A 14,475-nucleotide genomic window follows, 5' to 3' on the forward strand; every position below is an offset into this window, starting at 1 on the left:
CAAATTTACTAGGACGTCCTAGTAAATGTCGACGGCAACCCACCCGTTAGTCTCGACGGCATGAAGAAGAGCGTCCTGACCCGCTACCGGGTGATGGCCTACGTCACCGCCGTCCTGCTCATCCTGCTGACGATCGGCGTGATCGGGAAGCGGCTGCTGGACCTGGACGGGTTCGACGGCTTCGTCTCGGTGGTCGGCATCGCCCACGGCTGGCTGTACCTCATCTACCTGATCTTCGCCTTCGACCTGGGGACCAAGGCGAAGATGCCGCTGGGCCGCCTCGCCTGGGTGCTCCTCGCCGGCACGGTTCCGACCGCCGCCTTCTTCGTCGAGCGCAAGGTGACCCGGGAGGTCACACCACTCGTGATCGACGACCCCGCCCCGAAGACCGCCGCGGTCTGACGCTCACTTCGTGATGAAGTGGCACTGCGTGGCGCGCAGCTTGCCGTTCACGTAGAACCTCGCGCAGGCCTTGCCGTACTTCGGCAGCGTCTGCGCGGAATTGCGCCGCAGCGGATCGCGTCGGCACTCGGTGTGCGTCTTGCCCCGGGCGGTCTTGTACGTCCGGTTGCTCGTGTCCGCGTAGGTGAAGTCGATCCTCCAGTTGCAGAACTTGGAGAAGGTCGCCGCGAGCCCCATGCAGTCCACGCCCGCCAACTGGCTCGTGATGCGCTTGCCCGAGCCGTCGATGGAGTGCGTCAGGAAGCACCCCACGGGGACCTTCACCCCGCCCCGCGCAGGTCGTAGTCGAACGTCCCGATCGCGGTGGTCCCGGTGGCGCTGGCCCTCGCCACCCCGCCGGCACCCAGCGTCACGGCACCGATGACCGCGACGGCGCTCCCGGCGGTCAGTAAGCGACGAGCGGCAGTACGAAGCTTCGACACGGCGGATTCCCCTGTTCGTGTGGGGCCCGGGCTCCGACCGCCCGGACGATGACCGTCCAACAAGATCGCAGGGAAAACATCGAACCCTGGCTGCCGTATCGATCATGCGCGAGTGAGATCACCTTCAGGTGCGACCCGCCCCCGCAGGTTGACCGACGGCCTCAGCCCTCGTCGAAGTCGTGCGCCGCCACCCGTAGGGGCCTCAGCATCGCGAAGAGTTCGGCGCACTCCTCCGCGTCGTACACGCCGAGTCCGAAGTCCATGGCCATGAGGTCGCGGGTGGCGGATTCGACGACCTCGCGGCCCTTGTCGGTGATGACGGCGAGCGTGCCGCGGCCGTCGTTGGGGTTGGGCTTTCTGTCCACGAGGCCCGACTTCACCAGGCGGTCGACCGTGTTGGTGACCGACGTGGGGTGGACCATCAGACGCTCGCCGATCTTGGACATGGTCAGCTCGCCGGCCTTGGAGAAGGTGAGCAGGACCAGGGCCTCGTAGCGCGCGAAGGTCAGTCCGTAGGGCTTGACGACCGCGTCGACCTCGGCGAGGAGGATCTGGTGGGCGCGCATGATCGAGGTGATCGCGGCCATGGACGGCACGTTTCCCCAGCGCTGCTTCCAGAGTTCGTCGGCGCGGGCGATGGGATCGAAGGGAAGGCTGAGCGGCTTCGGCACGGCACCAGACCTTACCGGCCGGTCACATGCTGGTCAGCCCCGTCTTGGCATTCGGTCCGGCGGGCCGCCACGGCCAGCAGCACACAGCACGCCGTGCCCAGCACCCCCGCCCCCGCCACGGTCCCCGCGACCCCCGCGAACTCCGCCACCACCCCCGCCAGCGCCATCCCCACACCCTGGATCGTCATCAGGCCGGCCGTCAGCAGCGTCATCGCCCGGCCCCGCAGCTCCTCCGGCACCGCCCGCACGAACCACTGGTCCAGACCCAGCGTGTACGCCGACCCCGCCCCCGACAGCACCAACACCAGCAAGGAGACGGACAGACCCGGGTGCAGCACATACGCCACGTACGGCACCAGCGTCACGCACACCAGCGGCAACGCGATCCGTTCCCGGGCCGCCGGCCCCAGCCGCGCCCCCGCCCACAGCTCCCCCGCGATCGTGCCCACCGGCAGCGCGCACATCAGCAGTCCCAGCCCCACCGACCCCGCGCCCAGATCGTCCGCGTACGGCGCCGCCAGCGCCTCCGGCACCACCGAGAACATCGGCGGCACCCAGAAGAGGAACAGCAGCACCCGGACCCGGCGGTTCGCGAACACCTGCCGCGCACCCTTCAGCGACTCCGTCACCAGAGCGGTCCCGGCCGCCGCCCGCGCCGGCCGCCGCCGCGTACCGAAGCGCAGCAGCACCGCCGACACACAGAACGTGACCACCGTGATCAGCAGCGCGTGCCGCGGCGCCACGACGGTCAGCAGCAGGCCGCCCACCCCGTACCCCGCGAGCAGCGCGCTCTGCGACACGATCCGCAGCAGTGAGCGGCCCAGCACGAACAGATCGCCGTCCCCGAGGATGTCGGCCAGCGTCGCCATCCGCGTCCCCTGGAACACCGGCGCCACCACCGCCAGACAGCACCGCAGCGCCAGCAGCAGCGCGATGCCCGCCCCCGGCGCCGCCATCGGCAGCACGCACGCCGCGCACACCAGGTCGCACACCACCAGCACCCGCCGAGCCGGAAAGCGGTCGGCGATCCCCGCGAGAAGGGTGCCGCCGACGACGTACGGCAGGAATCCGAGCGCGAACGCCAGCGCGCTCATCAGGGGCGAGCCCGTCAGGTCGTAGACGAGGACCGAGAGCGCGATCTCGCTGACCACGACACCCAGCAGGGAGAGCAGGTGCGCCACGAACACCGCGCGGAACTCCCGTACGGCGAAGACGCGGCCGTAGCCGGTGGGCGGGGCGGCGGCGGTGAGGGTGTCGTCCGTCATGTGCAGCAGCGTGCCGACCGCCCCGTCCTCACCCTAGAGTTTCGGACACAGCCGAATCTTCCGCCCTCCAGCCATTCAGCCACCCACCCGGCCAGGGACACGTATGCCGTCGCGACTGCACTTCGGTGAGGACGACTTCCTCCGCTGCCGCTTCGCGATCTCCCCCCTCTGGGAGACGCAGGAAGTCGTCCGCACCCTCAAACGGCCCGACCGGCACGGCTATCACACACCCTGGCTGCGCCGGATCCGCACCGCGGCCGCCGGGCTGGATCTCACGCCGTTGTGGCTGCTGATGCCCCGCCGCGGGCACTCCCCCGACTGGCTGGGCCCGCCCCCGCTCGGGCCCGGGGCCACCTTCGAGGAGGAGATCGCGGCCGTACGCGCGAGTGATCCGGTGGCCGCACGGGCGGACACCGCGAAGTCGCTCGCGTCCACGCCCGGCGCGCTGGAGTCGGCGCACGGACAGGCCTGGATGCGGGATCCCGTCCGGATGGTGCGGGAGCTGTCCGACGCGATGGAGGAGGTCTGGCGCACCCTCGTCGCCCCGGACTGGCCTCGGCTGCGCGCCCTGCTGGAGGCCGACGTCGCCTTCCACTCGCGCCGGCTGGCCGAGGTGGGGCTCGGTGGACTGCTGCCGGAGATCAGCCGGCGGTTCGGGTGGGACGCGGGGACGCTGACCGTCGAGCACCGGGGCGAGCACGAGCGACGGCTCGAAGGCCAGGGGCTGGTCCTCATGCCGAGCGTCTTCATCTGGCCCGACGTGGTCAGCACCTTCGACCCGCCCTGGCAGCCGACCCTCGCGTATCCGGCGCGGGGCATCGGCGGGTTGTGGGCCGAGCCCGACGACCGTACGTCCGACTCGCTCGTACGGCTTCTGGGCCGCGGCCGGGCCGCCGTACTCGCCGCACTCGACGAACCGGCCACGACGACCGCCCTGGCCCACCGGCTCGGTCTCGCCCCGTCGTCCGTGTCCGCCCATCTGACGGTCCTGCGCGACGCGGGCCTGCTCACCGCGAGACGCTACGGCCACCAGGTCCTGTACGAGCGCACACCACTGGGGATCGCCCTGAGCGGGACCGCGCCCCGCTAGGGGCGGGCCCCGCTCAGGGGCGCGGGGAACTGCGCGACCAGCCACAACGAACCCGCACCCGAGGCACGGCCCTCCCGCGGAGCGGTGTCGCACAGGGCTCGGACACGTGATCCATGTGACGATAAGTCACGCACCCTTACTCAACGTCACCCCTCGCGCAAGGGAGCAGCATGCCCCGGCTGACCCACACCCTCGCGGTCCTCGCAACCCTCACGCTCGCCGCAGGCTGCTCGTCCGCGTCCGACGTCGAGGAGGCCTCCGTCGCCGGCGCTGCCAGCAGGAAGTCGGACACGGATCCGGCGTCCCCGTTCTGGGTGGACCCCAACAGTTCCGCCGCCCAGCAGATCCAGCTGTGGCAGCGGGAGGGCCGTACCCGGGACGCGGCGCAGCTCCAGAAGATCGCGGACCAGCCGGCCGCGCTGTGGCCGGCCGGTGAGATCGACCCGGGGCCGACCGTCAGGGCGGCCATCGCGTCGGCCGAGGCCGAGGACCGGACGGCACTGTTCGTCGCGTACAACATCCCGCACCGGGACTGCGGCCAGCACTCGGCGGGCGGGGCCGCGGACGCGGACGCCTACCGCCAGTGGATCGGGAGGTTCGCGGACGCGCTCGGTGACGCGCGGGCCCTCGTCGTCCTCGAGCCCGACGCGGTCGCGCACATCGTGGACGGCTGCACACCGGGCGAATACCACGCCGAGCGCGAGCAGTTGCTGGGCGAGGCGATCGACCGGCTGAAGCAGCGGCCGAACACCAAGGTGTACCTCGACGCGGGCAATCCGTCCTGGATCCGGGAGCCCAGGAAGCTGGTCGAGCCACTGCGGCGGGCGGGCGTGGCCAAGGCCGACGGCTTCTCGCTCAACGTCTCCAACTTCCAGACCGACGCCGTCACCAAGGAGTACGGCCGCCGCCTCTCCAAGGACCTCGACGGCAAGCACTTCGTCATCGACAGCAGCCGCAACGGCAACGGACCGCTGCCGGGCGTGTGGTGCAACCCGCCCGGCCGGGCGCTGGGCACCGCGCCGACGACGAGCACCGGCGAGACGGCCCTGGACGCCTATCTGTGGGTCAAGCGGCCCGGCGAGTCGGACGGGACCTGCGAGGGCGGTCCGGACGCCGGGCAGTGGTGGCCGGAGTACGCCCTGGGGCTGGCGCACAACTCCCGGAACTGACCGGCCACTTCACCCGCTCCACCCGCTTCACCTACTTCACCTGGATCCACTTCGCTTCCGACGGGGTGCCGTCCGCGTCCGTCACGAACAGCATGTACCAGCCGGGCGGCACCAGGGCCGGGTCCTTCGGCACATCGAAGGTGACGGCGTTCGCGTTCTTCGTGACGCCGAGTTCGATGGAGCGCTGTTCGACGTCGGTGGTGTGCGTCACCGCGCTCGGCCGCATCAGCCGGGCCTTGGCGATCCGGTCCGCGTCGTCGGTGCGGAAGGTCGCGCGGTGGTCCGCGTCGAGTTCCTTCGGCCCGTCCTTCAGTTCGGGGCGGTCGTCGCCGCCACGGTGCAGGGCCGGCGGTGTGAAGATCTCCATGCGCTGCTCGAAGTGGCCGAGCTTGGTGTTCTGCTGATCGTCGTAGAGCGGGTCGGAGCCGAAGCTGGCGACCCTTCCGTCGGGCAGCAGCAGCGCCTCGGAGTGGTAGTTGCGGCCCACCGTCGGGGACGCGGCCTCGCGGAAGACGTTGCCCTTCGGGTCGTAGAACTGCGCCTTGAGGATGTTGCTGGCGCTGCGGCCGCGGTAGTCCTCGGCGCCGTTCGCGGTGAACACGGTGTCGTCCGGCATGATCACGCTGTTCAGGTACCGCGTGCCCTGCGGGAGGTTGGGGCCGTCCTCGAAGACGGGGTTGTCCTTCTTCAGGTCGACGACGGCCGTGCGCGGGGTCGACTTCTTCGACTCGCCGACGCCTCCGCCGCCGAGGATCATCACCTTCTGGTCCTGCGCGGGCGGGAGGAGGAGGGATGCCGAGGTCTCCGTCTCGTCGGCGTCGCGCAGACCGGGGACCTTCTCGAAGGTGTTGGTCTTCAGGTCCCACAGCCCCGGTTCGCGGCCCATGTCGGCGGGCCCGTAACCGGCGTTGGAAGCCGGATAGAAGAGCTTGCCGCCCTTGGTGAGGAAGAGCGCGGGGTACGTGGGGAAGTACCGCTTGGGGCCTGGTGACCACTTCTTCGTCTTCGGGTCGTAGATCTCGTTGTCGCCCGGGTCGATCATCCCCACGTCGTCCAGGCCGGAGACGGCGAGGACGCGACCGTCGTCGAGGCCGACCAGGGTCGGGTACCAGCGGGCCTTGTCCATCGGGTCGACCGGGATGTACTTCTCGGCGAGCGGGTCGAACTCGTAGGCGGCGCGGATGCCCTGGAAGTCCTGCTTGTCGAGGGTGATCTTCTCGCTGAGACCGTAGGCGTTGTCCGCGTCCTCGCCGTTCAGGCCCACGATCTCGTACTGGGCCTGCTTCTCGGTGACGGACATCGGGCCCTTCTCCACGGCCTCCACGAAGACCCGCGCCTCGGCGGCCGTCACCTTCGTCTGCCAGGGCTGCATCACACCGCGGGCGTTGTAGGTGACCTTGAAGGACTTCTTCGCCTTGGGGACGGTGACGTCGAACTTGGTGGCGTACTCGACTCCGGCGGGCGAGCGGAAGCGGGTCCCCTTCTTCAGGACCATCGCCTTGTCGGGGTTCTCGTTCTTCACGCGCATGCCGCCGCCGGCCCGGTCCACCTCGCCGTCGAGCAGCTCGTAGCGGGCCGTGCCGCCGGCCACCAGGAGCCTGCCGTCCGGGAGTTGGGCGTGCCCCGAGCAGAAGAAGTCGTCGGGGGTCGGGATCTTCTTGAAGGTGTCGGTGGCCGGGTCCCAGAGAACGGTGTCGAAGGACCCCTCGTCGAACTTCTTCTGCTCGTTCCCGGAGCCCGCGACGATGAGCACCTTGCCGGTGTGCAGGAGCGCCGCGTGGATGGCGTTGGTGCGGTACTCCTCCGGGATGTCGACCCGGCTCCAACTCCCGTACTTCGCCTTGTACCCGGGCTGGGCGATCTTGTACGCGTAGTACTGATCACCGGCGAAGTCGAGCGCGGCCGGGGCGTTCAGACCGACGAGGACGGCGATGCCGCCGATGCCGAGGACGGTCTTCTTGGTGCGCTGGGACGGCTGGTAGGCCATGCCTAGTTGCCTCCTGTCGTGGTGCTGGAGGTGGTGGCGAGGGCGGGCTCGGTGCCGTCGACGGGGCGGGGGGTGACTGAGGCTGTGGCCGTGGCTGCGGATCGGTGGGCCTGGCGTTCCTTGAGGCGGGTGGAGAGCCACACCCCTACCGGGGCCAGGGAGATCGCCATGGCCAGGACCGCCCAGGTACGCATCGCCACATGCGTGTGGTCCAGGACGACCGAGCCGGCCAGCGAGGTCGCGAGGAGGGCCGCCCAGAACAGATGGATGCGGAAGGTGAGCAGCCGGTCGGGGCTGGCGTCGCCGCCCTTCGGGGTGACGACGAAGCGGCTGGGGCGGCGGATGAGCGCCTCGCCGAAGGACTTGAGATAGATCGGCGCGGAGAGGGCCGACATCGCCATGCCCGCAAGGCCGCCGGAGCCCTCGGGCTCGTGCGGGGAGACGTTGTGGCGGCGGTTCCAGAGGTAGAGGCCGATCTGGAGGGCGGCAGCGTCGCTGTAGAGCATCAGCCAGACCGACGCGGCGACCTGAGTGCCGGACGCGCCGAACCAGAGGAACAGGAAACAGCTCAGGATGCCCAGGAACCAGTTGACGGCCGTCATCGGGTAGTAGACGAGCATCAGCGTGTACGAGAGGAGACGCCCGGGCGGCATCGTGAACAGCGCCTTCCAGTACTGCTTGAAGAGCGTCTCGTACGTGCCGCGCGACCACCGCATCTGCTGGGTGAAGAAGTCCGTCCAGGAGGCGGGGCCTTCGCCCACGGCGAGGACGTCGGGGGTGTAGACGCTGCGCCAGTGGTTGCGGGTGCCCGGGTTGCGGTGGCGGTGGAGCTCGAAGCCGGTGGCCATGTCCTCGGTGATGGAGTCGTACAGGCCGCCGATCTGTTTCACGGCCGCGATGCGTACGACGTTGTTGGTGCCGACGAACATGGGTGAGCGGTAGCGGTTGCCGGCGCGCTGGATCAGCGCGTGGAAGAGGAACTGCTGGGACTCGGCGGCCTTGGTGACGGGGTTGTGGTAGTTGCCGTACACCTGCGGGCCCACGACGAAGGCGACGTCCGGGTCCCGGAGGTAACCCATCATCCGCTCCAGGAAGTTGGGGAGCGGGACGTGGTCGGTGTCGACCGAGGCGAAGAAGTCGTACTCGTCGCCGTGCATGGCGATCCAGGCGTTGTAGTTCCCGTGCTTGGTGTTGGCCTTGTGGACGCCCTTGGGTCTGTTCCACTCGGGGACGCCGTGGCGGGTGAAGTGCCGTACGCCGAGTTCCGTGCACAGGGCCTTGGCCTGTTCGTCGTCGCCTTCGTCCAGGAGCCAGACGTCCAGGGGGCCGGTGTGGGTGATCCTCGTGGCGCCTTCGAGGGTGGCGCGGACCATCTCCAGGGGTTCCTTGCCCGGAACGTACGTCGTGAGGAAGGCGACGCGGGTGCCGGGTTCGGGGGTGACGGGGACGGGGTCGCGGGCCACGAGGGTGGCGTGGGCGACGGAGACGACGTTGACGACCATGAACAGCTCGATGAGCGCGATGGCTATGAGCATCGTGATGTCGAGGCCGACCATCCACTCGTCGCCGCCCTCGCGTTCGACCCAGTGGGTGGGCCAGACGAGGTAGACCAGCAGGGCGCCGGTGAGCAGGGGCGCGAGGGTCATCAGAAGGATCGCGCGTATTCGGTGCGGCTCGCCTGCGAGGAGTGAGGTGTACTGCACCCGGTACTTCTCGGCGGACGGCTCGGTGAGCGGTCCGGCAAGTCGGCTGTGGGTGTCGTAGTCGTAGCCCTCCGGCCGCACAGCGCCCTCCAGTGATCGAACGAGCCGATATCCACACACAAGTGGAGATTTACGGGCGTGTCGAACTGGGAGGGTCCAGGCGAGTGGGGGGATGCCTGCGGCAGCCCGTGGCGGCTTCGGTGGGGGTTCGCGTTGCGCACTACGGCCGGATTGTGGGTCGGTGCCGCACCGGGGGGTGTCCGTCCTCGGTCGGGCGGTGCTGTGGGCTGGGGCTGTGCTCTTGGTTGGTCGCCCGACGCTGCGGGCGGACACCCCCCGGTACGTCCCCTTCTCGCCGTTGCGCAAGCGCGGGCCCGTCCCGTCTGGGGACGGCGCGCACCCCGTACACAAGAAAACCCCGGCCTATGCGGGCCGGGGTTTCGTCTGCCTCCGGGGCTACTCGGCCAGGTGACGTTCCACCGTTGCCACCTTGGAGGTCAGCCCGTCGGTCACGCCCGGGCGGATGTCGGCCTTGAGGACCAGGGACACGCGCGGAGCGCGTGCCTCGACTGCGGCGACGGCGCGCTTCACGACGTCCATCACCTCGTCCCAGTCGCCCTCGATCGAGGTGAACATCGCGTCGGTGCGGTTGGGGAGGCCCGATTCGCGGACGACGCGGACGGCGTCGGCGACGTACTCCCCCACCTCGTCGCCCACGCCGAGCGGCGTGACGGAGAAGGCGACGATCATGACGTCTTCACCGCGCTCTCCTGGCGGGCGCGGGAGGCGATGACCGCGTCCTCGGCCTCGCGCTTGAGCTTGCGCTCGGCGAAGAAGCCGCCGGTGGGCAGGACCGAGAGGACGAAGTAGAGGGCGGCCGTCTGCACGGACCACTTCGTGCGGTTCCAGGCGTCGGCCCAGAAGACCACGTAGAGGACGAAGAGAACGCCGTGGACCATGCCCATCACGGGCACCGCGTTGAAGTCCGTGGTCCGCTTCAGGACCGAGCAGACGAGCAGGAGCAGGAACGAGACCGCCTCGGGGGCGGAGACGAGGCGGAGGCGGCGGAGGGCGCTGGCGGTCTTGAGGTCCACGGGTCACCTTCGGTGGAGGGGCGTCGACGCTTTGTGAATGCGTGCACAAACGTTCGTCCATTGTGGCAAACGGCCGAGCGGGGACAGGCTGGGGGGTCCGTCGTCGGTGTCTCGCAGCCAGGAGTGCGTGTGCAGTTCGTCTTCTTCATGACCCTGCCCGGACTGGTCGTCCTGCTCACCGTGCTGGCCTTCGTCGATCAGCTGCTGCTGCGGGCCGGCCGGGCCGGAGTGCTGCCCTGGCGCAATGCTGCCCGGCAGGGGCAGGTCTCCGCGACCGGCTTCGAGCAATTGCACGCCGCCCTCTCGCCCGGCAAGCAGAGCGAGCTCAAGGAACGGCAGAGCGCGCTGGTGATGCGGGACGACGAGGAGGACGGGGCGCCCCCGCACTCCACCGTCGACCTGACCTCGGGGAAGGCGGTCATACGGCTGCCCGGGACCCACCGCTGACCCCCTAGGGGTGCGATCAGGGTCGCTCTCCACCCACGGGCTCTGTCGGCAAGGCCTTTCTGCGGGCTACCTTCGCAGCGTGGCGATGTTCCGACTTCAAGGAAGCAAGGTGCTCGCCGTCGAGATGACCGGGGACGCCGTGAAGGCGAAGAACGGCTCGATGGTCGCGTACGACGGACAGATGGCGTTCAAGAAGCTCAGCGGTGGCGGTGAGGGCATCCGGGGCATGGTGACCCGGCGGATCACCGGTGAGCAGATGACGGTGATGGAGGTGAGGGGGCAGGGGACCTGCTGGTTCGCCGATCGCGCCTCCGAGATCAATCTCGTCGGTCTCCAGGGGGACAAGCTCTACGTGGAGTCGAGCAATCTGCTCGCGACCGACGGGGGGCTGCGGACGGGGACCAGCTTCACGGGGCTGCGTGGCGCCTCGCAGGGCAACGGGCTGTTCACGACCACCGTCGAGGGCCATGGACAGGCGGCGATCACCTCGGACGGTCCGGCCGTGGTGCTGCGGGTCAGCGCGCAGTACCCGCTGAGCGTCGACCCGGGGGCGTACATCGCGCACCAGGGGAATCTGCGGCAGTCCTTCCAGTCCGGTGTGACATTCCGCACTCTCATGGGAGAGGGCGGCGGCGAGGCCTTCCAGATCCGCTTCGAGGGGGACGGTCTGGTGTACGTCCAGCCCAGTGAGCGGAACACGATCGCGGGGGATGTCTGAGATGGCCTTCCGTGAGCTCAACTCGAAGATGGTCGAGGCGACCGTCATGCCCGGGCAGCGGCTGTTCAGCCAGCGCGGCGCGATGCTCGCCTACCGGGGCGAGGTGTCGTTCACGCCCAACACCCAGGGCGGCCAGGGCGGGATCGCGTCCATGATCGGGCGCCGGGTCGCGGGCGAGGCCACTCCCTTGATGACCGTGGAGGGCAGCGGCACCGTCCTGTTCGGGCACGGCGGCCACCACGTCCAGGTGATCAACCTCACCGGCGACACCCTGTACGTCGAGGCGGACCGTCTCCTCGCCTTCGAGGGCACCCTGGATCAGGGCACGATGTTCATGGGCTCGCAGGGCGGCGTCATGGGCATGGTCCGCGGCCAGGTCACCGGCCAGGGGCTGTTCACCACCACCCTCAAGGGACACGGCTCCGTCGCCGTGATGGCCCACGGCGGCGTCATCGAGCTGCCGATCACCCCGCAGCGTCCGGTCCATGTCGACCCGCAGGCCTACGTCGCCCACCACGGGGACGTCCGCAACAAGCTGTCCACCGCGCTCGGCTGGCGCGACATGGTGGGCCGCGGCTCCGGCGAGGCCTTCCAGCTGGAGCTCAGTGGGCACGGAACGGTGTTCGTCCAGGCGTCGGAGGAGAAGCTGTGAGCACCTACCCGGGCGCGGGCCCCACCGTCCACGACCCCGCGACACTGCCCGTCGACGACAACGTGAACAACTACACCTTCTGCGTGGAGCTCAAGGGGAGCCAATGGTTCCTGCAGAAGGGGAAGATGATCGCCTACTACGGTTCGATCGACTTCAACGGCGTCGGGCACGGGCGACTCGACCGACTTGTCCGTACGTCCTTCCATTCGCCTCTGCACGCGAGCGACTGGGTCGTGGCCGAGGGCTCGGGCAAGATGCTGCTCGCCGACCGGGCCTTCGACGTGAATTCGTACGACCTCGAGAACGGCAACCTGACCATTCGCTCAGGCAACCTGCTCGCTTTTCAGCCAAGTCTCGCCCTCAAGCAATCGATCGTGCCGGGTTTTCTGACCCTGATAGGAACCGGAAAGTTCGTGGCCGCATCTAACGGCCCGGTGGTGTTCATGGAACCCCCGATCCGGGTGGACCCGCAGGCGCTCGTCGGCTGGGCCGACTGCCCGTCGCCGTGCCATCACTACGACCACGGTTATATGACCGGCCTGATGGGCGGTCTACGTGCGATGACGGGCCTGGGCGGGGCCTCCGGAGAGGAGCACCAGTTCGAGTTCGTGGGGGCCGGCACCGTACTGCTCCAGTCCTCCGAGGCGCTGATGGCGGAGCAGGCCACGGGGGCGGTTCCCCAGCAGGCCGGAGTACCCGGTTCCGGAGTGCCCTCCACAGGCCCTTCACAGCAAGCGGGCACACCGCGCCTTCCCGGACAGCTGGGGGACCTCCAGCGTCGCTTCGGGCTGTGAGCGGTAGTCTGCGGAGTGTGACGTCGAACGTGTGCACGCCGTCACGCCGAAACCCTCACTAGTTCGCCTTTCAACTTCTTAGGTAGACTTCATTCATGGAGACCGAGACGGCCACGCCCTGGCTGACTGATGCGGAGCAGTGCGCCTGGCGCACCCACCTGGAGGTCAACAGGCTGTTGACGTACCAGCTCGAGAAGGACCTCCAGCCGTTCGGCCTGACAATGAACGACTACGAGATCCTGGTGAATCTCTCCGAGTCGGAGGACGTACGGATGCGAATGAGCGACCTCGCGTCCGCCACCCTCCAGTCCAAGAGCCGCCTCTCGCACCAGATCACCCGCATGGAGAACGCGGACCTGGTGCGGCGCGAGAACTGCGAGTCGGACCGCCGCGGTCTGTACGCGGTCCTGACCGAGCACGGCATGGAGACGATGAAGAAGGTCGCGCCACACCACGTGGCGTCCGTGCGGCGCCACTTCATCGACCTGCTGAACCCCGACTCCATGGCGGAGCTCGACAAGTCCCTCAAGCCCATCGCGGAGCATCTGCGCGGCCAGCGCGGGCGCCCCTGACCGGGTAGCGGCAGCTAGACGAGCGGCAGGCGGAGTTCGAACAGGGCTCCGCCTGCCGGTGCGTCGCGGACCGTGAGCGTGCCGCCGTGACGTGCGGCGACGTCCCGGGCGATGGCGAGCCCCAGCCCGGCGCCGCCGTCGTCACGGCTGCGGGCCTCGTCGAGCCGTACGAACCGCTCGAAGATCCGCTCCCGGTCGGCCTCGGCCACCCCGTCCCCGTCGTCGGCGACCTCGACGACGGCCCACGCCCCGTCCCGCCGTACGGTCACACCGACCACCGAACGGGCGTGCCGCTGGGCGTTGTCGAGCAGGTTGCCGATCACCCGCTCCAGCCGGCTCCGGGACCCGGCCACCTCCACCTCCGCCGCCTCGACGGTCACCCCGGCGCGCCCCCGCGCCTCCCGCCGCGCCACCTCGCCGAGGTCGAGCCGCTTGTCGCCGGGCCCCTCCCCCGCGTCCAGACGGGCGAGCAGGAGCAGATCGGCGGCGAGCCGCTGGAGTCGTACGGTGTCCTGGACCGCGCCCGGCACGTCCAGCAACTCCGGGTGGGCGGCGCCCACTTCCAGCTGGGTGCGCAGGGACGCGAGCGGGCTGCGCAGTTCGTGCGAGGCGTCGGCGACGAACCGGCGCTGGCGCTCCACGGAGGCCTCCAGCGCGGCCAGCGTCGCGTTGGTGGTGCGGGCGAGCGCGGCGACCTCGTCGTGGGTGTCCGGCTCCGGTACGCGTCGCGCGAGGTCCTCGGAGGCGGTGATCGCGGCCATCTCGCGCCGGATGCCCTCGACCGGGCGCAGGGCGCGCCGGGTGACGAGCCAGGTCGCGGCGGCGACGACGCCGAGCAGCAGGGGGAAGCCGATCAGCATGACGGTGAGCGCGGTGTCCACGGCGCTCTGTTCGGTGTCCAGGGACTCGCCGGCGTAGACGGTCAGCTCGACCCCGTCGTCGGTCTCCACGGGGAGCGCCGCGAAACGGTAGTCGGCGCTCTCGCCGTCGATGGTCGCGGTGCCGTCGGTGAGCTCGACGTCGTCGCCGATCTCGCCGGGTTCGGGGGCGGTGGTGTCGTCCGCGTCGTCGTCGGAGTCGTCGTCGCTCGGGCTGCCCGGCCGCGCCGGTGCCTTCACCACGTCGGTGGCGGTGCCGCTGATCCGCTCCAGGCCGTCGCTGACCGCGACCAGCGTGCCGTTCGCGTCGACGACCTGGACCGGGTTCTCGTCGCCCAGGTCCAGGTCGGCGGGGGACTTCCCGGTGGCGAGCAGGGTGGCCACGCCGCGTGCCGAGCGTTCGGCCTGGGTGTCCGCCTGGTCGATGAGATTGGACCGCAGCGACAACAGCACCGCCGCCCCGGCCATCACCAGCGCCACGGCCACGACGAGACCGGCACCGAGGGTCGCGCGCGAGCGGACCGAGCCGAAGAGCCTGTTCACCGTCATAC

The 14,475-nt window shown here is 69.7% G+C and carries 17 protein-coding genes; 8 read left to right on the forward strand and 9 right to left on the reverse strand.

What is annotated here, in order from left to right; all coding sequences use genetic code 11:
- Positions 1-60: 60 nt before the first annotated feature.
- On the forward strand, positions 61-402 hold the full coding sequence (locus ACIOHP_RS32110; protein ID WP_361542037.1) for a DUF3817 domain-containing protein: 342 nt from the start codon (positions 61-63) through the stop codon (positions 400-402).
- A 3-nt stretch (positions 403-405) separates the two neighbouring features.
- Here ACIOHP_RS32110 and ACIOHP_RS32115 read toward each other — a convergent pair whose 3' ends face one another.
- The 4 genes from ACIOHP_RS32115 to ACIOHP_RS32130 form a co-directional block, all read right to left on the reverse strand.
- Positions 406-714, reverse strand: coding sequence for a hypothetical protein (locus ACIOHP_RS32115; RefSeq protein WP_401893088.1), 309 nt, complete (start codon positions 712-714; stop codon positions 406-408).
- A gap of 8 nt (positions 715-722) precedes the next feature.
- Entirely contained in the window at positions 723-884 is a 162-nt protein-coding gene (locus ACIOHP_RS32120; protein WP_401893090.1) for a hypothetical protein, read from the reverse strand.
- A gap of 161 nt (positions 885-1,045) precedes the next feature.
- Complete coding sequence (locus ACIOHP_RS32125; RefSeq protein WP_307025739.1) at positions 1,046-1,555, reverse strand: MarR family winged helix-turn-helix transcriptional regulator; 510 nt, start codon at positions 1,553-1,555, stop codon at positions 1,046-1,048.
- Between the two features lie 11 nt (positions 1,556-1,566).
- On the reverse strand, positions 1,567-2,820 hold the full coding sequence (locus ACIOHP_RS32130; protein ID WP_401893093.1) for an MFS transporter: 1,254 nt from the start codon (positions 2,818-2,820) through the stop codon (positions 1,567-1,569).
- A 103-nt stretch (positions 2,821-2,923) separates the two neighbouring features.
- On the opposite strand from ACIOHP_RS32130, the gene ACIOHP_RS32135 reads away from it, so the two are divergent.
- Both ACIOHP_RS32135 and ACIOHP_RS32140 read left to right on the forward strand, forming a co-directional pair.
- Positions 2,924-3,910 carry a DUF5937 family protein gene (locus ACIOHP_RS32135; protein WP_401893096.1) on the forward strand — a complete coding sequence of 329 codons (987 nt, stop codon included), beginning with the start codon at positions 2,924-2,926 and terminating at the stop codon, positions 3,908-3,910.
- Positions 3,911-4,080: 170 nt separating this feature from the next.
- A complete protein-coding gene (locus tag ACIOHP_RS32140) occupies positions 4,081-5,079 on the forward strand; it encodes a glycoside hydrolase family 6 protein (RefSeq protein ID WP_401893098.1) in 999 nt (332 codons plus the stop codon).
- A 31-nt stretch (positions 5,080-5,110) separates the two neighbouring features.
- On the opposite strand, the gene ACIOHP_RS32145 is transcribed toward ACIOHP_RS32140, so the two are convergent.
- From ACIOHP_RS32145 to ACIOHP_RS32160, 4 genes are all read right to left on the reverse strand, one after another.
- Positions 5,111-7,066 (reverse strand): galactose oxidase-like domain-containing protein, encoded by a 1,956-nt coding sequence (locus tag ACIOHP_RS32145; RefSeq protein ID WP_401893101.1) that lies wholly within the window; start codon positions 7,064-7,066, stop codon positions 5,111-5,113.
- Between the two features lie 2 nt (positions 7,067-7,068).
- Complete coding sequence (locus tag ACIOHP_RS32150; protein ID WP_401893103.1) at positions 7,069-8,850, reverse strand: glycosyltransferase family 2 protein; 1,782 nt, start codon at positions 8,848-8,850, stop codon at positions 7,069-7,071.
- Between the two features lie 375 nt (positions 8,851-9,225).
- Positions 9,226-9,519, reverse strand: coding sequence for an MTH1187 family thiamine-binding protein (locus tag ACIOHP_RS32155; RefSeq protein ID WP_384168863.1), 294 nt, complete (start codon positions 9,517-9,519; stop codon positions 9,226-9,228).
- Complete coding sequence (locus ACIOHP_RS32160) at positions 9,516-9,863, reverse strand: DUF3817 domain-containing protein (protein WP_401893106.1); 348 nt, start codon at positions 9,861-9,863, stop codon at positions 9,516-9,518. Before ACIOHP_RS32160 ends, ACIOHP_RS32155 begins: the two co-directional genes overlap by 4 nt.
- A 129-nt stretch (positions 9,864-9,992) precedes the next feature.
- Between ACIOHP_RS32160 and ACIOHP_RS32165 the strand changes: the two genes are divergently transcribed.
- The 5 genes from ACIOHP_RS32165 (at position 9,993) to ACIOHP_RS32185 (ending at position 13,046) form a co-directional block, all read left to right on the forward strand.
- The gene (locus tag ACIOHP_RS32165) at positions 9,993-10,310 is read left to right on the forward strand and encodes a DUF6191 domain-containing protein (RefSeq protein WP_361542068.1); all 318 of its coding nucleotides are present in this window, start codon (positions 9,993-9,995) and stop codon (positions 10,308-10,310) included.
- A gap of 85 nt (positions 10,311-10,395) precedes the next feature.
- Complete coding sequence (locus ACIOHP_RS32170) at positions 10,396-11,028, forward strand: AIM24 family protein (RefSeq protein WP_361481286.1); 633 nt, start codon at positions 10,396-10,398, stop codon at positions 11,026-11,028.
- 1 nt (position 11,029) lies between these two features.
- Positions 11,030-11,680: an AIM24 family protein gene (locus ACIOHP_RS32175; protein ID WP_351689492.1), complete on the forward strand. Its 651-nt coding sequence runs from the start codon at positions 11,030-11,032 to the stop codon at positions 11,678-11,680.
- Positions 11,677-12,474, forward strand: coding sequence for an AIM24 family protein (locus ACIOHP_RS32180; protein WP_266887941.1), 798 nt, complete (start codon positions 11,677-11,679; stop codon positions 12,472-12,474). The genes ACIOHP_RS32175 and ACIOHP_RS32180 overlap by 4 nt, the downstream gene beginning before the upstream one ends.
- A 95-nt stretch (positions 12,475-12,569) precedes the next feature.
- Complete coding sequence (locus ACIOHP_RS32185; protein ID WP_361542074.1) at positions 12,570-13,046, forward strand: MarR family transcriptional regulator; 477 nt, start codon at positions 12,570-12,572, stop codon at positions 13,044-13,046.
- Positions 13,047-13,060: 14 nt separating this feature from the next.
- Here ACIOHP_RS32185 and ACIOHP_RS32190 read toward each other — a convergent pair whose 3' ends face one another.
- Complete coding sequence (locus ACIOHP_RS32190) at positions 13,061-14,467, reverse strand: ATP-binding protein (protein WP_401893311.1); 1,407 nt, start codon at positions 14,465-14,467, stop codon at positions 13,061-13,063.
- Positions 14,468-14,475: the final 8 nt, after the last annotated feature.

This window comes from Streptomyces sp. NPDC087859 (genome assembly GCF_044742595.1).
Classification (GTDB): domain Bacteria; phylum Actinomycetota; class Actinomycetes; order Streptomycetales; family Streptomycetaceae; genus Streptomyces; species Streptomyces canus_F.